Raw genomic sequence first — 20,040 nt, 5'->3', positions numbered from 1 at the left:
AATCAAAAGATGAAAATTCATAAATCAAGAGAGCGATTTAATGGATTTTTATACTGTTTAGTTGTTTATTGTTTAAAGGATTTCTTCCTTAATCAATAAAGCCTTCAGCTATTCTTCCTATCAATATTAAAATTTATTTTACAGCGTTTAGAATTCAATATTGTTTCCTTAAGGTTTGTTTTGACTCGAGGCGATTAAATTCTTGAGGAAACGACCTTGATTTAGAATTTAAAAACTGAATTGCATGTTTTAATTCAAAAACAGTTGCTTTATTTTTTTGAAAATCAATTTCGATTGATACAATCAGGAACTAGTTGATAGGCATTGCGTTTATCCAATACAAACACATAAAATAATTAATAATGGAAAAACCGAAATTAAGTTTTTGGCAAATTTGGAATTTAAGTTTTGGATTCTTAGGAGTTCAAATTGGATATTCTTTGCAGAATGGAAATACAAGTAGAATTCTAGAAGCTTTAGGAGCCGATGTTCACAGCATTGGTTATTTCTGGCTCGCGGCACCTTTGGCAGGATTGGTTGTGCAACCCATCATCGGTCTATCGAGTGATAAAACCTGGACAAAATTAGGACGTCGTATTCCATTTATATTTTTTGGTGCGGTTGTATCTGCATTAGCCATGTTTTTCATGCCAAACGCAGAATACTTTGCTTATGTGCTACCGCCCCTACTTTTTGGCGCAGTAATGTTATTGTTAATGGATACTTCCTTTAATGTTACCATGCAACCTTTTAGGGCTCTTGTGGGAGATATGGTCAATGACGAACAACGCAATTTGGGGTATTCACTGCAAAGTGCATTAATCAATTTTGGTGCTGTTTTTGGTTCATTATTGCCTTGGATCCTAGTAAAAATTGGAATGTCTAATGTTCCGGCAGCTGGAGAGAAAGTCGCCGAATCCGTAATCTGGTCGTTTTATATTGGTGGAATCATTTTATTAGGCTCTGTTCTTTGGACGGTATTTAAAACCAAAGAATATGCCCCAAAAGAACACGCTGAATATAATAAAATAGACCTTGACGCTCCAGATAAAAAGGAAAAAACAAGCATTTTTAAACTAATTGGTAATGCACCAACCATCTTTTGGCAATTAGGAATTGTTCAGTTTTTCTCTTGGTTTGCTTTGTTCCTGATGTGGGTTTACACCACTAGAGCTATCGCTAATCAAGTTTGGGGCCCCGCTGCTTTAGATGCAAAATCAATAGGATTTAACGAAGCCGGAGATTGGACAGGAGTACTATTTGCTTTCTATAGCGGAGTAGCAGCCTTGTTCTCCTTATTGATCCCTTCTATTGCAAAAGCGATTGGAAGAAAAAAAACCTACAGTTTCTCTCTTGTATTGGGAGGCTTAGGCTTGATTTCTATGTTCATCGTAGAAGATAAAAACATGTTATTGTTATCCATTTCGGGAGTTGGTCTTGCTTGGGCAGCTATTTTGGCTATGCCTTATGCCATGTTATCCGGATCATTACCAGCCGATAAAATGGGAGTTTACATGGGATTATTTAACGCAACGATAACAATACCGCAAATTGCCGCTGGACTTTTAGGTAGTACTTTGATCATGCTTTTTGGAGGGAATCCTATGGCAATTATTGTAATTGCCGGAGTATCGATGTTAATAGCAGGTTCAGCAGTGTTTTTTGTAAAAGAAAGTACAACAACAATTAAATAAACGGTTCTACCACGTATCTAGCAGGGAAAACGCCTTTAGAAACAAAAAAAAGCAGCCACGAATTTCACGAATGAACACGAATTTTTAGACTCTTAAATTACACAAATTTACAAAAAACGTAATAAAATTCGCGTTAATTAATTTTTATTCTTTATGAATTTGTGTCAATTCGTGAAATTCGTGGCGAAAAATTTTTACCACACAATTCCATGGTAGAACCAAATAAATTAGCAAAATTAAAATGAAAAAGAGTAAAGGATTTATTTTCGATTTAGATGGTGTGATTGTAGATACTGCGAAATATCATTTTTTAGCTTGGAAAAAAATTGCCAATGAGCTAGAAATTGATTTCACATTAGAACATAATGAATTATTGAAGGGCGTGAGTCGCGTTCGTTCCTTAGATATTATTCTAGAATTAGGAAAAGTTGAAGCATCTCAAGAGGACAAAAACAAATGGTTAATTCAAAAAAATGAAGATTACCTTTCATATTTAGTCGATATGAATGAAAGTGAAATTCTGCCGGGCGTTATGGATACATTACGTTTTTTGAAGAAAAACAACCAACTCATAGCTTTAGGATCTGCCAGTAAAAATGCTCGACCTATACTAGAGAAAACTGGAACTTTACATTATTTTGATGCTATTGTAGACGGTAATGATGTTGTCAATGCAAAACCAGATCCAGAAGTGTTTTTACATGCCGCACGATTATTGAATGTTGCCAATGATGATTCAATCGTTTTTGAAGATTCGGTTGCAGGAGTTCAAGCAGCAAACACAGCACATATGATCAGTATTGGTATTGGAGAAGAAACAACCTTGCATGAGGCACAACACATTTTTAAAGATTTCACAGCCATTGACACCAGTTTCTTGGAGTCACTTATAAATAGATAATAAATTAACAAAAAGATAAGGTTAAGGAGGAATGAAGCAATAGAGTTGTTTTATTCATGAACTTCAAACCTTACGCCTTAAACTTAAATAGACAATGAATCAAGACTATATAAAACCAGACAATTGGTCTATCATCGAAGAAGGATTTGATAGAGAGAGTGTAAAATCATCTGAAAGCCTTTTTAGCATTGGGAATGGTGCTATGGGTCAAAGAGCCAATTTTGAAGAAAATTATACGGGAGAAACTTTTCAGGGAAGTTACATCGCCGGAATTTATTATCCAGACAAAACCAAAGTAGGTTGGTGGAAAAATGGATACCCAGAATATTTTGCCAAGGTATTGAATGCCCCAAATTGGATTGGAATCAACATCGAAATTAACGGAGAAGATTTCGATTTGAATACGTGTACGGAAGTTAAAGATTTCCGTCGAGAGTTGAATATGAAAGAAGGTTGGTACAACCGTTCCTTTACCGCCACTTTGCAAAACGGAACTGAAATTTCAGCCAATATCCGTCGTTTTCTATCTATAGATTTAGATGAAGTTGGTGTAATTAATTATGAAATCACCCCTTTAAACAAAGACGCAAAAATAATCTACAAACCGTATATTGATGCTGGTGTAACCAATGAAGATGCAAACTGGGATGAAAAATTCTGGAAGCCTCTTAATGTTAAAAAATACAGAAATGAAGCTTTTGTAACGGCTCAAACTTTTAAAACGCATTTCAAGGTAACGACCTTTATGCAAAACACGATTTGGACGAATGGCGAAAAACAAAACCTTTCTCCAACGTCTGTTGATACGAGTACCGATAAAATTCTATTTTATTACGATGTCATTGTTGCCAAAGGCGATAAAACGGGCATTCAAAAAATAGGTGGTTATACCGTTTCATTAAACCATGAAGACACTATAGCTGCAGCCGAAAATGTAATTCAAGTCGCTTTAGCAAAAGGATATGACCAATTGCTACAAGAGCAAATCGATGCTTGGGCAAAAATTTGGGAAATGTCAGACATCACTATTGACGGGGATGTAAAAGCACAACAAGGAATTCGTTTTAATATTTTTCAGTTAAACCAAACCTATTTAGGAAAAGATTCCCGTTTGAATATTGGACCAAAAGGATTTACCGGAGAAAAATACGGAGGATCTACCTATTGGGATACTGAGGCTTACTGTATTCCGTTTTATATGGCTACAAAAGACCAGCAAGTTGCCCGTAATTTATTGACGTATCGCTACAATCAATTGGATAAAGCAATAGAAAATGCCAAGAAAAACTTAGGTTTTAAAAACGGAGCGGCTTTATACCCAATGGTTACCATGAATGGAGAGGAATGTCATAACGAATGGGAAATAACCCACGAAGAAATTCACAGAAACGGTGCCATTGCTTTTGCTATTTTCAACTATTATCGTTTTACAGGAGACTACAGTTACATACCAGAAAAAGGATTGGAAGTATTAATTGGAATTGCTCGTTTTTGGCACCAAAGAGCTTCTTTCTCCAAAAACAAAAATCAGTATATGATTTTGGGAGTGACTGGACCAAACGAATATGAAAACAACATCAACAATAATTTCTATACCAATTACATCGCCAAATGGTGTATTGATTATGCCTACGAGCAAATTCAAAAAGTTTCTCTAGAATATCCAGCAGACCATAAACGTATTATGGAAAAGGTAAAACTATCTGAAACCGAATTGCAGGAATGGAATAAAGTGGCGGGTAATATGTATTTCCCAAAATCGGAAGAAATGGGCATTTACTTGCAGCAAGATGGCTTTTTAGACAAAGATTTAGTCCCTGTAAAAGATTTGGATCGCGCTCAAAGACCGATCAACCAAAAATGGTCTTGGGATCGTGTATTGCGTTCTCCATACATCAAACAAGCTGACGTATTGCAGTGTTTCTATTTCTTTGAAGATCATTTTTCTAAAGAAGAATTGGAACGCAATTTCAATTTTTACGAATCATTTACGGTACATGAAAGTTCACTTTCTCCTTGTGTGCATTCTATTCAAGCGGCTAAATTGGATAAAATGGATATGGCTTATGCATTCTATTTGAGAACTTCCCGTTTGGATCTTGATGATTATAACAAAGAAGTGGAAGAAGGTTGTCATATCACATCAATGGCGGGAACTTGGATGAGTATTGTTGAAGGATTTGGCGGAATGAGAGTCAAAGGAGACACGCTTCATTTCTCTCCAAAAATCCCTAAAGAATGGGAAGGGTATTCGTTTAAAATTAATTTCAGAAATCAAATTTTGAAAATCGAAATCAATCACAAAGAAACCACACTTACTCTCGAAGGTTCGAAAGAACTTACCGTTTTTGTAAATGAAACTGCTATTTTAGTGAAGCCAAATAATTTGGTTGCGGTTTAAAATTTAATAAAAAAAACCATTAAGGCATTAAGATTCATTAAGACTAAACTTAATTTTCTTAATGTCTTAATGGTTTAAAAAAAATACGGTTTAGACTTTAAAAACATCTTTAATTGTTTAAAACATGAAAAAAATAATCTTTCTTTTCTTTTTCATCTCCACTTCAATTTTTGCACAAATAGACAGAGTTGAGCCACCTTTTTGGTATGCCGGAATGCATAATCCAGAACTGCAAATTATGTTTTATGGCAAAAATATTGCACAAAATGAAGTAACGGCATCAAATGCTATTGTCATAAAAGAAGTTCAAAAAACCGAAAATCCCAATTACCTTTTCGTAACAATTGACACCAAAAATACAACGACACAAGATTTTATTTTTTCATTTTCTAAAAATAAAAAAGTCGTATTTACCAAAAAATATAGTTTAAAACAAAGAAGAGAAAATTCGGCTTCCAGAAAAAGTTATGATGCATCCGATTTAATTTATTTGGTTATGTCGGATCGTTTTGCCAATGGGAATCCCAAAAATGACAGCGATAAATCTGTTTTTGAAAAAGGGAATAGAGCACTTCCAGGAGGAAGACATGGGGGCGATATTGCAGGAATGATTCAACATTTGGATTATATAAAAGAATTAGGAGCAACAGCACTTTGGCCAACGCCTCTTTGCGAGGATAATGACAAAACCTATTCGTATCACACCTACGGACAATCCGATGTTTATAAAATTGACCCTCGATTTGGGACAAATGAAGAGTATGTTCAATTATCGGCAGAATTGCATAAACGCGACATGAAACTCATCATGGATTATGTAACCAACCATTGGGGAGCTGAACATTGGATGATGAAGGATTTGCCAACATATGAATGGTTGCATCAATTTCCGGGCTATGCCCAAACCAATTATAAAATGTCCACTCAATTTGACACCAACGCTTCTCAAATTGACGCCAAAATGTGCATGGACGGTTGGTTTGTAAAATCGATGCCCGATTTGAATCAATCCAATCCATTGCTTTTAAATTACATTACTCAAAATGCTATTTGGTGGATTGAATATGCCAATTTGGATGGTTTCCGTGTAGACACCTATTCCTATTGCGATAAAAAAGGAATTGCTAAATGGACGAAAGCAATTACGGATGAATATCCTAATTTTAATATTGTAGGCGAAGTTTGGATGCACGAGCAAGCTCAAATGGCGTATTGGCAAAAAGACAGTAAAATTGCAGCTATAGAAAACTACAACTCGTATTTGCCATCTGTTATGGATTTTACATTAATGGAAACATTGGCAAAAGTATTCAATGAAGATGATAATACTTGGAATGCAGGAATGGTAAATGTTTACAATAATTTTACCAACGATTTTTTATATCCCAACATCAATAGCATTATGACTTTTGTAGAAAATCATGACACGAATCGTTTCAATGAAATTTACAAAAATGATTTTTCAAAATATAAAATGGCAATGACTTTATTGGCTACAGTTCGAGGAATTCCTCAAATCTATTATGGATCCGAGATTGGAATGTCCGGGAATAAAGATAAAGATGGAGATGCAGCCATTCGTCAAGATTTCCCCGGAGGTTGGGCTGGCGACAAAAATGATGCTTTCACCAAAACCGGAAGAACGCCTGAGCAACAACAGTTTTTTGATTTTTCGTCTCAATTATTCAATTGGAGAAAAACCAATGATGCTGTGCATTTTGGAAAAATGAAACATTACATTCCAGAGAAGAATGTTTATGTTTACTTTAGATATACTGATTCGAAATCGGTTATGGTGGTCATCAATAACAATAAAGAAACACAAACTTTCAAAACAAGTCGTTTTCAAGAAAGCATTTTAAATTATAAAACAGGAATCGATGTGCTTTCTGGAAAATCTATTGATTTGAAAAGTGATATTACAATCGAAGGAAAATCTGTTCTGATTTTAGAATTGAAATAAAAAATAAATTTAAACCATATAAGGGATATAAGAAAAATATAAGAATCATGCTGTTTCCTTAAGGAGACTTTGTCATTCCGACGAAGGAGGAATCACAAGGGAGACTCACGAAATGTGATTTCTCCCGTTGGTCGAAATGACAAACTGTGTCGATTCTGCTGTGTCAGATTCTTAAGAAAACAACATTATATAAGAATATGTATTGAGCGAGATTTGGAAAATGAAAAAAAGTCGGAAAAATCATTCGCTTAAATATAATTTAAATAAACGGCCTTAAATGAACTTATATTACTTATATGGTTCAAAAATTAAAATAATAATGAAAAAAATAATTCTATTCCTATTAGTTTCCAGTATTTCCTTGGCTCAAAACGCAAACAGGAAATTCGAAAGCTATAAATTAGTCAAAAACACATTAGAAATAAAAACTTCTGATGGGCAGTATTTTATAAAACCGTATTCGGATAAAATAATCGAAACTACTTTTTTGCCAACAGGAGAAAAGTCGAATCCAAATTCTCATGCTGTAGTTTTAACTCCTGAAAAAGTGACTTTCAAAGTAAAACAAACCCAAAATTCTATTGAGTGTACAACTAATGGAATTACGGTTTCCATTCAAAAAGCTCCGTTTAAAATCAGTTATTCATATAAAAACAAACCTTTACTTTCTGAAAAAAACGGGTACACCAAAAAGGATAAAGAAGAAACCGCCACAAAGAAATATTCTTCCAATAAAGAGACAAAGGCGGTTCCTGACAACCAAAATTTAAATACTTTTTCGGAAGAAACATTAGACTTCAATTTAGATTCAAACGAAGCACTTTATGGTGCCGGAGCCCGTGCGTTAGGCATGAACCGTCGTGGGAATCGTTTACAATTGTACAATCAAGCGGATTATGGGTACCAAATCTATTCCAAAAAAATGAATTTCTCTATTCCGCTGGTACTGTCATCCAAAATATATGCGGTACATTTTGATAATGGAGCCATCGGATATTTGGATTTAGACAGTAAAAAAGACAATACTCTAGTTTATGAAACCATTTCTGGAAGAAAAACATATCAGGTAATTGCAGGAGATTCTTGGACGGATTTAATTTCAAATTATACCACATTGACAGGAAAACAACCTCTTGTTCCTCGTTGGGCATTAGGGAATTTTTCCAGCCGTTTTGGATATCATACTCAAGACGAAGTGACGAAAACCATAGACAAATACATCAAAGATGAAATACCGGTAGACGCCATAATCCTTGATTTGTATTGGTTTGGAAAAACCGTTCAAGGCACGATGGGGAATTTAGATTGGGACAAAGACAATTTCTCTGATCCAAAGAAAATGATAACCGATTTAAACAACAAAGGAGTAAAAACGGTTTTGATAACAGAACCTTTTATTCTAACGACTTCAAGCAAATGGCAAGAAGCAGTGGACAAAAAAGTATTGGCTACTGATAAAGCGGGAAATCCGTTCAAATACGATTTCTATTTTGGGAATACCGGATTGGTAGATGTATTTAAACCCGAAGGAAAAACTTGGTTTTGGAATATCTACAAAGATTTAATCAATCAGGGAGTTGGTGGTTGGTGGGGCGACTTGGGAGAACCTGAAGTTTTCCCGTCTGCGGCTTTTACCGCTCAGGGTTCTGCCGATGAAGTGCATAATATTTACGGACACACTTGGGCAAAAATAATCCGTGATGGATATGCAAATGATTTCCCCAATGTGCGCCCTTTTATTTTAATGCGAGCTGGATATTCCGGTTCTCAAAATTATGGCATGATTCCTTGGTCTGGCGACGTAAGCAGATCTTGGGGCGGATTGCAATCACAACCTGAAATTGCATTGCAAATGGGAATGCAGGGAATGGCCTATATGCACTCTGATTTAGGGGGATTTGCTGGGGATTATTTTGATAATGAATTGTATATTCGTTGGCTGCAATATGGTGTTTTTCAACCCGTGTATCGCCCGCATGCACAAGAAGATGTAGCTTCGGAACCTGTTTATAAAGATATTGTAACTAAGGCCAAAGCCAAAAAACAAATCGAATTGCGTTACCAAATGCTACCGTATAACTACACCTTGGCTTTTGAAAACAATAACAAAGGTTTGCCTCTCATGCGTCCCTTATTTTTTGAAGAACCTGAAAACGAAAAGTTATTGAATTCCTGTGATTCTTATTTATGGGGAAATGATTTTTTGGTTACTCCAATTACAAAAGCTGCTCTTACAAGTACTTCTATTTATTTTCCCAAAAGCAGCAACTGGTATGATTTCTATACTGGCGAAAAACACGAAGCCGGTTTAACTGAAACGGTTACAGTTTCAGCCGATAATATTCCGGTTTTTGTTCGCGGAGGCGCTTTTATACCCATGATAAAAACCATTCAAAACACAACCAAATATTCGCTGGCCGATTTTGATTTGCATTTTTATTATGACGAAAAAACAACAAATAGTTTTGGCAAACTATATAATGACGATGGTTTGACATCTAACGCTTATGAAAAAGGAGCCTACGAAATACTGAATTTCACTAACAATACAGCGGCTAAATTGATTACCCTCAAAGTGAGTACCATTGTTGGAAAATCGTTTACCAGCATCAATAAGAAAATTAATTTGATAGTTCATAACATGGACAAAAAACCAATTAAAATTACTGTAAACGGAGTGAATGTCGATTTCAAAACCAATACTAACACTTTAGAAATTCCTGTTGTAATAGAAAAAGGAATGGATAAAGAAATTAAAATTCAATTGTAAAATGAAATCGCCATGATTCTATATTCACAAATAAAGATGAAGAATGGCGATACCATATTCCATTAAAAAACAAATATAAACTTCGTATGATAAAAAAAATCACAACACTGTCCTTTTTGCTACTGCTGATTACTTCAATTACTTTTGCACAAGCAAAAAAAGAAAGAACTGTAAATTCAAAATCAAAAACCGAAAAAACACCCTTCGTTTGGGAAGGTGCCAATTTATATTTTTTGATGACAGACCGTTTTTATAATGGAGATAAATCAAATGATCTCAATTTCAACAGAAACAAAAAAACCGAAAAACTTCGTGGTTTTGAAGGTGGGGACATCAAAGGAATTATTCAAAAACTAGACGAAGGTTATTTTACAAAATTAGGTGTCAATGTGATTTGGTTTACGCCCGTTGTCGAACAAATTCACGATGGTGTGGATGAAGGAACAGGAATGAGCTATGGATTTCATGGCTATTGGGCGAGAGATTGGACTGCTTTAGACCCTAACTTCGGAACCAAGAAAGATTTGTCCGAATTGGTTAAAAAAGCCCACGCCAAAGGAATTCGTATTATGCTGGATGCCGTAATTAATCATACTGGCCCAGTTACTGAAGTCGATACCGTTTGGCCAGAAGGTTGGGTTCGAACAGAGCCTAAATGTCAATACAGCAATTTTGAGAATACAACCGCTTGTACATTAGTGGCTAATTTACCAGATGTAAAAACGGAAAGCACTACAGCCGTAAGCCTCCCTCCTTTTTTAATCGAAAAATGGAAAGCCGAAGGAAGATATGACAAAGAGGTCGCTTCATTGGACGTTTTTTTTAAAAGAACGGGTTATCCAAGAACTCCAAAATATTATATTATTAAATGGTTGACAGATTATATTACTGAATTTGGAATTGATGGTTATAGAGCCGATACCGTAAAACATACCGATGAAGGAGTTTGGGCCGATTTTAAAACACAATGTGATTATTCCTTCGCCGATTGGAAGAAAAACAATCCAACTAAAGTATTGGACAATAATCCATTTTACACTATTGCAGAAGTCTACAATTACAATATTAGCGGAGGACAGCTATTTGATTTTGGAGACAAAAAAGTAAACTATTATGAGAATGGTTTTACAGCTATGATCAATTTTGAATTTAAAAGTGATGCCCAAAAAGAGTATTCTTTTATGTTCCAAAAATATTCGGATCTACTCAACAATCAATTGAAAGGATATAGTGTTTTGAATTATTTGTCTTCCCATGATGATGGTTCTCCTTTTGATGGCAATCGCACAAAAAGCATAGAAAGCGCAACAAAATTACTATTGACACCTGGCATTTCCCAAATCTATTATGGAGATGAATCGGCACGATCATTAGTGGTTGAAGGAACTCAAGGTGATGCAACATTACGTTCGTTTATGAATTGGGATGCCATAACAACAAATAAAGCAACCCAACAAGTACTTTCGCATTGGCGAAAATTGGGGCAATTTAGAGCCAATCACCCATCGGTAGGAGCTGGTGTGAATGTAGCAGTTTCTGCTAAACCTTATGTGTGTTCTAGAACTTTTACTAAAGGGAATTATACAGATACAGTCGTAATCGGATTGGATTTAGCCAAAGGAAAAAAAGAAATCCCTGTAGGATCTACATTTAAAGAAGGTGCAAAACTGAGAGATGGGTATTCCGGTAAATTAGGTACTGTTTTGAATGGAAAAGCAAGGATTGATACTGAATTTGGTATTGTATTATTAGAATTAAAAAAATAGTTAGTTATTGAATTAGTTTTGAATTAGAACGCCTTTAGCAATGAAGGCGTTTTTTTATGTTATTAATTCCGTATTAAAACACAATCTCAAGATAAATTATAATTCATCCGAACCCCGAAGGGGTACAATGATTATAGAAATAAATAATTCCATTATTCACAACCCCGAAGGGGTGTGATTATTATTTAACCTTTTAAATTTAATAAAACCTCCGTAAAATTACATAAATATAAAAATATCACCCCTTCGGGGTTTATCCGCAATGTCATAAAATTTCTATAATCATTTCACCCCTTCAGGGTTTTTCAGAATGATTTAGTTGTTATAGTTGTCTATTCCATAATTTGGGTTTATGTTTACATTTTACAATTATTATGAATAAAATTCTCAAAATAGGACATCGCGGAGCCAATGGGTACGAACCCGAAAACACCTTGGTTTCTTTTCAAAAAGCGATAGAAATGGGTGCAGACGGAATTGAACTGGATGTACATTTAAGTTTAGACGGTCATTTGATCGTTATTCATGATGAAACCATAGACCGAACAACCAATGGAAAAGGTACTGTGAACCAACTCCTCTTACAAGAATTAAAATCTTTTCGGATCAATATCCAATATGAAATTCCAACATTGGAAGAAGTTTTTGAATTGGTCAATAAGCGGTGTTTTATCAATATAGAATTGAAAAATCAAGATACGGCAGAGCAAGTGGTTCAATTAATAGAGCATTACATTTCAGACAAGAATTGGAATTACGATCACTTTCTAGTGTCCAGTTTTGACTGGAATGCCTTGCAACAAGTTCGATTTTTAAGCGAGGATATTCGAATTGGAGTTTTAACAGAAACCGATATGGATCTGGCTATTTCTTTTGCCCGATTTATAAAAGCCGAGGCCTTACATCCCGCCTTTCAATTATTGACTAATGAATATACAGCTAAAATTCAAGAAAAAGGAATTCTGGTTTTTCCTTGGACAGTAAATAATAAGGACGATATACAAAAAATGAAATCATTCAAAATCGATGGAATAATCACCGATTTTCTAGAACGTATTTAATACAATCAGTAATTCCCAATAATTTAATGCGATTGGAATATGGCTTTATCAACGTTTAGACTATAGCCCGCGGTTTTAACCGTGGGTAACGTATTGCTGAGCTTTTTTTAATTCCTGTATTGTCTCCAACGGTTGAAACCGTTGGCTATAGTTTGATGAAAATAAAGTACAAGGTTTATTAAGCTAATTTGAAATGACTAAGGATTTAAAGAGGTTTGAACTTACATTCTTTCAAAAACGAATGCTTACCTTTGCATTCTAAATTATTTGATACTTTTATCTTTAAATTAAATCATCAAATAACAAAATCAATCGAACACAGTTTCAATTTCCATACTAAATCATGAATCAAAATTTTGACATACTAATTGTTGGGGGAGGTGCTGCAGGTTTTTTCACAGCCATCAATATTGTAGAGAAGAACCCAAAAATTAAGGTTGCCATTCTAGAAAGAGGATCAGAAGTACTGGGAAAAGTTCGTGTTTCTGGAGGAGGACGTTGTAATGTAACCCACGCTTGTTTTGAACCCAATGAGTTGGTGAAATTTTACCCTCGTGGCGAAAAAGAATTGCGGGGTCCGTTTCATCAATTTTGTTCAGGCGATACCATTGAATGGTTCGAGAAACATGGCGTTGAACTCAAAATTGAAGACGACGGAAGAATGTTTCCTGTCTCGAATTCCTCTCAAACCATCATTGATTGTTTTTTGAAAGCTACTCAAAAGCTCGGAATTGCTGTTCTCACAGGGCAGAGTGTTCAATCGATTTTTAAAAAGGACAATTTTTGGAAAGTCGAAACGCAAAGCGAAAACTATATTGCAGAAAAATTGGTTCTTGCCACAGGAAGTAATCCGAAAATTTGGGAAATGCTTCAACAACAAGGTCATGCGATTGTAAGTCCAGTTCCGTCGTTATTTACCTTTAATATAAAGGATTCCAGAATAAAAGAATTACCGGGTGTAGCGGCTCAAGTTACCGTAAAAATCAAAGACACCAAATTGACTTCAACAGGGCCATTGTTAATTACCCATTGGGGAATGAGCGGTCCCTCCATTTTAAAATTATCCGCTTGGGGAGCAAGAACTTTATTCGATAAAAACTATCAGTTTACCATTTTTGTGAATTGGCTGAACGATGTTGAAACCGAAGACGCAGAGAAAATTTTAAAAACATTAAAACAGGAACACGCCAAAAAAGCTGTTTCGAAAAAATCACCTTTCGATTTTCCGAATCGCCTGTGGGAAAGTTTGGTTTTAGCATCGAATATTGAAGCTGAGACCAAATGGGCGGATCTTTCTAAAATTCAGTTACAAAATTTGGCCAATCAATTGACAAACGGAACTTTTCAAGTCAATGGAAAAAGCACTTTTAAAGAAGAATTTGTGACTGCTGGCGGAATCGATTTAAAGGAAATCAACTTCAAAACCATGGAAAGTAAACTGCATGAGAACCTATATTTTGCTGGGGAAATTGTAAATATTGATGCAATTACAGGAGGATTTAATTTTCAAAATGCTTGGACAAGTGGGTTTATTGTGGCGAATGCAGTTTAGGATACAGTATTCAGTCGCAGTTTTCAGTTCCCAGTGTACTGAAAACTGCGACTGAATACTGTGACATGAAACTACCTATTCAGCCACCAAATACTCCCATTCAAAACTGTGGCAAAACTTACCCAAAGCAAATAAGGAATGAACAAATAACCCGAAATTTTGTTGATTTTGGCAAATTGAATATACGTTTCATAAATCATCAACCACAAGATGACTATTTCCAGACCGGCCAACATTGGATTTTTCAATCCAAAAAACAAATACGACCACAAAGCATTTAAAGCTAGTTGAACAGCAAAAATCAACAACGCTTTTTTTACGATTTCTTTTTCAAAATCTATTCTGTCCCAAACCAGTCCTGCGGCAATTCCTATCATGATATAAAGCATACTCCAAACGGGGGCAAAAATCCAATTGGGTGGATTAAAACTGGGTTTATTCAAAGTAGGATACCAGGTTGTAATAGCAGAACGGGTAATAATTCCCGAGAAATAACCAACAACAAGACAAGTAACAACAATTGATAATATTCGAGTAATCTTATTCATTTTGTTTTTTTTAGAGGGATCAAAAATACTTAAAAACTTTCTAAGGAATGCAAATAAAGGAATAAACGATTTCATCAAAAAAAGTATCTTTGCAAAAAATTAATTTTCATGTTTGAAGCCAACGATTTTATCCCATCAAAATATAGTCACTCAATAGACCAAGGCAGTTTTTCTTGGAGTGCACCCAGTAACATTGCTTTGGTAAAATATTGGGGTAAAAAAGAGAATCAGATTCCTGCTAATCCATCGGTTAGTTTTACGTTGAATAATTGTAAAACGATGACCACTTTGGCTTTTGCAAAAAAAATAAACGATGGTAATTTCTCTTTTGATTTGTTATTTGAAGGAAAATCTAAAGAAGATTTCAAACCAAAAATCCAGAAATTCTTAGAACGGGTTGCAATATACTTGCCTTTTCTGAAAGACTATCATTTTACGATTGACACTCAAAATACGTTTCCGCACAGTTCCGGAATTGCTTCATCGGCATCGGGAATGGCAGCATTGGCAATGAATTTCATGAGTTTGGAAAAAGCTTTAAATCCAACAATGTCCGAAGATTATTTCTATAACAAAGCTTCTTTTCTGGCGCGACTGGGTTCTGGAAGTGCTTGCAGAAGTGTAAAAGGACAAGTAGTAGTTTGGGGAAATCAAGCGAATATAAAAGGAAGTTCTGATTTATATGGGGTTGAATATCCGTATGCAATACATGATACTTTCAAAAATTTTCAAGACACAATTTTGCTGGTTGACAAAGGCGAAAAACAAGTTTCAAGTACTGTAGGTCATGATTTAATGCACGACCACCCTTTTGCCGAAAGGCGATTTGCTCAAGCGCATGAAAATTTAGACAAACTGATTCCAATTTTCGAAAATGGTAATCTCGAAGAGTTTATCAAAATTGTAGAAAGTGAAGCCTTGACTTTGCATGCTATGATGATGGCTTCTATGCCGTATTTTATTTTAATGAAACCCAACACGCTGCAAATCATTAATGCGATTTGGAAATTCAGAAATGAAACCAAAATTCCGGTTTGTTTTACCTTGGATGCTGGAGCAAATGTGCATGTTTTATATCCCAATGCGGTCAAAGAAAAAGTGTTGCAATTTATTAAAGCCGAATTAGTTGACTATTGCCAAAATGGTCAGTATCTTTGCGATGAAATTGGAAATGGCGCTTTGTTGAATTGATTCTTTTTTTCGTATCTTTAATTCTTAATTAATGCAATTATGGATTTGAATGCGGAAAAATTAGAATTAATTAAAAAGATAGTAAAAACCAAAGATGTTTTGCTTCTAAAAAAAATCAAAGCCATTTTTGAAGAGGAAAAAAATGAGCTTTGGGAGGAATTAACACCCGAACAGCAAGAAGAAATTAACATAGGAATACAAAATGAAAATCGCGGAGATGTAGTCGATTTTTGAAAATAACAATAATAATTACCAACCCCAAATTGATAATTTAAAATACAATAAATGAAAGGACCTTTATTTTACTCAAAAATATTACTCTTTGGAGAATACGGAATTATTCGTGACTCTAAGGGCTTATCAATTCCTTATAATTTTTACAATGGTGCGCTAAAGAAAGATACAAATCCTTCGCAAGAAGCGACACAATCAAATGGTCATTTGAAGCGTTTTGTAATCCATTTAGAGCAATTGCAAAAGGAACAGCCTGATTTAGTAACTTTTGATTTAGAGACTTTAAACAACGATGTTCAATCGGGAATGTATTTTGATTCCAGTATTCCGCAAGGATATGGAGTAGGTAGTAGTGGCGCATTAGTAGCCGCTATTTATGATAAATACGCCCAAAATAAAATTACCGTTTTAGAGAACTTAACGCGTGAAAAATTATTGACTCTAAAGACTATTTTTTCTCAAATGGAGAGCTTTTTTCACGGAAAAAGTTCAGGTCTTGACCCATTAAATAGCTATTTGAGCATTCCCCTTTTAATTAATTCAAAAGACAACATTGAGGCTACCGGAATTCCTACCCAAAGTTTTGACGGTAAAGGAGCGGTATTTTTATTAGACTCAGGAATTGTGGGAGAAACGGCTCCTATGGTTAATATTTTCATGGAAAACTTGAAAGACAAAGGATTTCGTGCGATGTTGAAAAATCAATTTGTAAAATATACAGATGCTTGTGTAGAGAATTTCTTGGGTGGCGATATGAAATCATTATTTGAAAACACCAAAAAATTATCTAAAGTGGTGCTGAATAATTTCAAACCGATGATTCCAGAACAATTTCATGGAATTTGGCAAGCAGGAATAGATTCAAATGACTATTATTTAAAATTATGTGGTTCTGGCGGTGGTGGCTATATTCTAGGATTTACCGAAGATTTAGAACGAGCAAAAGCATCATTGAAAGACTTTAAATTAGAAGTCGTTTACCAATTTTAATTCTTCCGATTAATTTACGGACACTACCTATAAACTCTAAACCTACTCCATGTTAAGCAGGCAGAATAAACTATTTGTATTAAAAATGATCAGTTTATTTTCTGTAGTTAGAGGCTATAATATACCCATTATTGCTTTAGCCCAATATTTGTCTGCCATTTTTATATTGGCTCCAGAAAGAAGGGCTTTGTCGATACTATTAGACTTTCAGCTTTTTATCATTGTATTGGCTTCGAGTTTGACAATTGCCTCAGGATACATCATCAACAGCTTTTATGACAGCAAAAAAGATTTAATCAATCGTCCCAATAAATCACAATTGGATCGTTTGGTAAGTCAAAAAACCAAGTTGAGAGTCTATTTCAGTCTTAATTTTTTCGTGGCCTTAATCGCTTTTTTTGTTTCTTTTAGAGCTGTTTTATTCTTTTCGGTTTATATTTTCTTGATCTGGTTTTATTCTCATAAAATCAAAAAATACACTTTAATTGGGAATTTAATGGCCGCTTTTTTGGCTGTTCTTCCTTTTTTTGGAATTTTGTTGTATTTTTATTTGAAAATGCCATTGTATGAAATCGAAAACAATAGTACTAAACTTTCCGTGATTCTTTCCCATGCCTCTTTCTTGTTCCTATTAATCTTGATTCGGGAAATGATAAAGGATTTAGAAAATTTAAAAGGAGATTTGGCAAATGACTATAAAACCATTCCAATTATTTATGGAGAGGAAGTTTCCAAAAAAATAATTACCGGATTGACCCTTATGACTATTGTACCCGTTTATTTTTTGATAAATGTTTATGATGTTGGTTATATGGACATTTATTTCTACAGCTGTTTTATTGTTTTAATTTTATTCTTACTGTACCTGTGGAAATGGAACACTAAAGAACAATATATATTACTGCACAACGTTTTGAAATTCCTTATTGTTTCGGGCGTATTTTGCATTGTATTAATCAATCCAAGCGTTTTATGGCATGGTAAAAAAATATTGATGACAATTTAAAGTTTCTTTGGCATTTAAATCGTTTCTTATTCAAATTAAAACCCAATTAACGAAGTAGTTAGCTTATTCTAATTGTTAAAAATCGTTTCCCAATGATATAAATAGTATCTTTGCACAAATTATAGAATATTATGAAATGAGCATGGTTGTAAATTGGTCGTAAACACCAATTATTATTTGCGAATTACATATGACCTATAAAAAATAATAAAAATCAACATATGAATAATAAGGAAGGCAATAATAGAGGAAGTGGACCAAGAGCAAACAGCTCAAGACCTAGTTCAAATAAGCCAAAACCTGCGATGCAAAAAAGGGCACAAGGTCCAAAAAAAGTAAAAACAATTGTTAAAGTTGCCGATACTACTGATAAAGTAGAGAAAAAACCGAATCAAGCACCGAAAAGACCTAAAGTAAAAGACGAAATTCGTTTGAACAAGTATATCTCAAATTCTGGAGCTTGTTCACGTCGTGATGCCGATATTTATATCCAATCAGGGACTGTGAAAGTAAACGGAATTCCTGTTACAGAAATGGGATATATGGTAAAGCCAGGAGATGTAGTCAATTTTGATGGAGCTGTTTTAACCCCTGAGAAAAAAGTATATATCTTATTAAACAAGCCTAAAAACTTTACAACTGCTCTTGATGAAGGTCAAGAATACCGCAATGTATTAGAATTGGTTAAGGGTTCTACTAATTCGAAAATTGGACCAATAGGAAGAATGGATAAGAATACAACGGGTCTTTTGTTGTTTACGAACGATACCGATATGATCCGTAAATTCACTTTGCCAAGTCAAAAATCTTCAAAAATCTACCAAGTTTCTTTAGATAAAAATTTAAAATTTGAAGATCTAGAGAAAATAAACAAAGGTCTTGTACTTGATGGACACCGCGTTTATGTTGAAGATGTAAGTTATATTGATGGAGAGGCGAAAAGCGAAATTGGAATCCAATTAAGATCTGCAAATGTAAAAGTAGTTCGCTCTATTTTTGAGAATTTTAGTTATGATGTTTTGAGAATCGACCGTGTTGCTTTTGCAGGTTTAACCAAAAAGAATTTACCGAGAGGAAATTGGAGATTGCTGACAGAACAAGAAATCATCAATCTGAAGAACGTATAATAGTTCTTTAGAAAAGCATATTAAATCCCTTTCACTTCAAAATGTTAAGGGATTTTTAATTTAATACCATTTAAAATCAAACAGAATGACGCCAGAAAAATTACAATCAATTGCCTTTAAATGGTTTGATGCGTTTAATAATCATAATTTAGAACAGCTACTCTCACTTTATGACGATGAGGCTGAACATTTCAGTCCAAAATTAAAAATTCACAAACCTGAAACTAAAGGATTAGTAACAGGTAAACAAGCGTTGCGAGATTGGTGGCAAGATGCCTTTGATCGCATACCATCATTACATTACAAAGTAACTTCTCTTACGGCAAATGCAGATCGCGTTTTTATGGAATACATACGAACTGTTGATGGAGAAGAAGACATGCTTGTAGCAGAAGTTCTTGTGGTTAAAGAGAATAAAATTGTAGCTTCAAGAGTCTATCATGGATAGCAACTAATGTCTTTTTAAAACAAAACCTAAACAAACCTATTGTTGTAAATAAATCTCATTTCGCTATAATCGGAATGAGATTTTTTGTTTCTCTAATTATTGTGTCATTAGATGTTTTTATTATCAGTCAATCTTAAACTATTTTGATAATAGAAGTACAAATGCATCTGCCGAATCTTCAATGTCAAAATAAAAGCTTTTAGATCTCAATTCAGAGGAGTTTAGAAACATAGAGTTCTACTCCCACAGAAACTACGGTATTTTGTAAACAAAAAAACCCCGTTTCGTAAGAAACGGGGTTTTTTAAAAAAAAAGGCGACGACATACTCTCCCACATAACTGCAGTACCATCTGCGCAGGCGGGCTTAACTACTCTGTTCGGGATGGG

At 34.5% G+C, this 20,040-nt stretch carries 15 protein-coding genes; 14 read left to right on the top strand and 1 reads right to left on the bottom strand.

Annotated elements, in window-relative coordinates; genetic code table 11:
• Nucleotides 1-362 precede the first annotated feature (362 nt).
• The 8 genes from FNW52_RS11185 (at nt 363) to FNW52_RS11150 (ending at nt 14,108) form a co-directional block, all read left to right on the top strand.
• The gene (locus tag FNW52_RS11185; protein WP_185965963.1) at nt 363-1,694 is read left to right on the top strand and encodes an MFS transporter; all 1,332 of its coding nucleotides are present in this window, start codon (nt 363-365) and stop codon (nt 1,692-1,694) included.
• 241 nt (nt 1,695-1,935) lie between these two features.
• Nucleotides 1,936-2,595: a beta-phosphoglucomutase gene (gene pgmB, locus FNW52_RS11180; RefSeq protein ID WP_143377560.1), complete on the top strand. Its 660-nt coding sequence runs from the start codon at nt 1,936-1,938 to the stop codon at nt 2,593-2,595.
• Between the two features lie 94 nt (nt 2,596-2,689).
• Entirely contained in the window at nt 2,690-4,996 is a 2,307-nt protein-coding gene (locus FNW52_RS11175) for a glycoside hydrolase family 65 protein (protein WP_143377559.1), read from the top strand.
• A gap of 124 nt (nt 4,997-5,120) precedes the next feature.
• Complete coding sequence (locus FNW52_RS11170; protein ID WP_143377558.1) at nt 5,121-6,959, top strand: glycoside hydrolase family 13 protein; 1,839 nt, start codon at nt 5,121-5,123, stop codon at nt 6,957-6,959.
• 319 nt (nt 6,960-7,278) lie between these two features.
• Nucleotides 7,279-9,729 (top strand): TIM-barrel domain-containing protein, encoded by a 2,451-nt coding sequence (locus tag FNW52_RS11165; RefSeq protein ID WP_143377557.1) that lies wholly within the window; start codon nt 7,279-7,281, stop codon nt 9,727-9,729.
• 86 nt (nt 9,730-9,815) lie between these two features.
• Complete coding sequence (locus FNW52_RS11160) at nt 9,816-11,495, top strand: alpha-amylase family glycosyl hydrolase (protein ID WP_143377556.1); 1,680 nt, start codon at nt 9,816-9,818, stop codon at nt 11,493-11,495.
• 374 nt (nt 11,496-11,869) lie between these two features.
• Entirely contained in the window at nt 11,870-12,556 is a 687-nt protein-coding gene (locus FNW52_RS11155) for a glycerophosphodiester phosphodiesterase family protein (protein WP_143377555.1), read from the top strand.
• 343 nt (nt 12,557-12,899) lie between these two features.
• Nucleotides 12,900-14,108, top strand: coding sequence for an NAD(P)/FAD-dependent oxidoreductase (locus FNW52_RS11150; RefSeq protein WP_143377554.1), 1,209 nt, complete (start codon nt 12,900-12,902; stop codon nt 14,106-14,108).
• A gap of 71 nt (nt 14,109-14,179) precedes the next feature.
• Here FNW52_RS11150 and FNW52_RS11145 read toward each other — a convergent pair whose 3' ends face one another.
• Nucleotides 14,180-14,656 carry a TspO/MBR family protein gene (locus FNW52_RS11145; RefSeq protein WP_143377553.1) on the bottom strand — a complete coding sequence of 159 codons (477 nt, stop codon included), beginning with the start codon at nt 14,654-14,656 and terminating at the stop codon, nt 14,180-14,182.
• 108 nt (nt 14,657-14,764) lie between these two features.
• On the opposite strand from FNW52_RS11145, the gene FNW52_RS11140 reads away from it, so the two are divergent.
• From FNW52_RS11140 to FNW52_RS11115, 6 genes are all read left to right on the top strand, one after another.
• Nucleotides 14,765-15,847 (top strand): diphosphomevalonate/mevalonate 3,5-bisphosphate decarboxylase family protein, encoded by a 1,083-nt coding sequence (locus FNW52_RS11140; protein WP_143377552.1) that lies wholly within the window; start codon nt 14,765-14,767, stop codon nt 15,845-15,847.
• Nucleotides 15,848-15,886: 39 nt separating this feature from the next.
• Nucleotides 15,887-16,081 carry a hypothetical protein gene (locus tag FNW52_RS11135; protein WP_143377551.1) on the top strand — a complete coding sequence of 65 codons (195 nt, stop codon included), beginning with the start codon at nt 15,887-15,889 and terminating at the stop codon, nt 16,079-16,081.
• A 51-nt stretch (nt 16,082-16,132) separates the two neighbouring features.
• Complete coding sequence (locus FNW52_RS11130; protein ID WP_143377550.1) at nt 16,133-17,071, top strand: mevalonate kinase; 939 nt, start codon at nt 16,133-16,135, stop codon at nt 17,069-17,071.
• Nucleotides 17,072-17,120: 49 nt separating this feature from the next.
• The gene (locus FNW52_RS11125; protein WP_143377549.1) at nt 17,121-18,077 is read left to right on the top strand and encodes a geranylgeranylglycerol-phosphate geranylgeranyltransferase; all 957 of its coding nucleotides are present in this window, start codon (nt 17,121-17,123) and stop codon (nt 18,075-18,077) included.
• Nucleotides 18,078-18,298: 221 nt separating this feature from the next.
• On the top strand, nt 18,299-19,204 hold the full coding sequence (locus tag FNW52_RS11120; RefSeq protein WP_143377548.1) for a pseudouridine synthase: 906 nt from the start codon (nt 18,299-18,301) through the stop codon (nt 19,202-19,204).
• Nucleotides 19,205-19,289: 85 nt separating this feature from the next.
• Complete coding sequence (locus FNW52_RS11115; protein ID WP_143377547.1) at nt 19,290-19,652, top strand: nuclear transport factor 2 family protein; 363 nt, start codon at nt 19,290-19,292, stop codon at nt 19,650-19,652.
• Nucleotides 19,653-20,040: the final 388 nt, after the last annotated feature.

This window comes from Flavobacterium sp. ZT3R18, assembly GCF_007097385.1.
Taxonomy (GTDB): domain Bacteria; phylum Bacteroidota; class Bacteroidia; order Flavobacteriales; family Flavobacteriaceae; genus Flavobacterium.
This window is presented reverse-complemented; position numbering and strand designations above follow the sequence as displayed.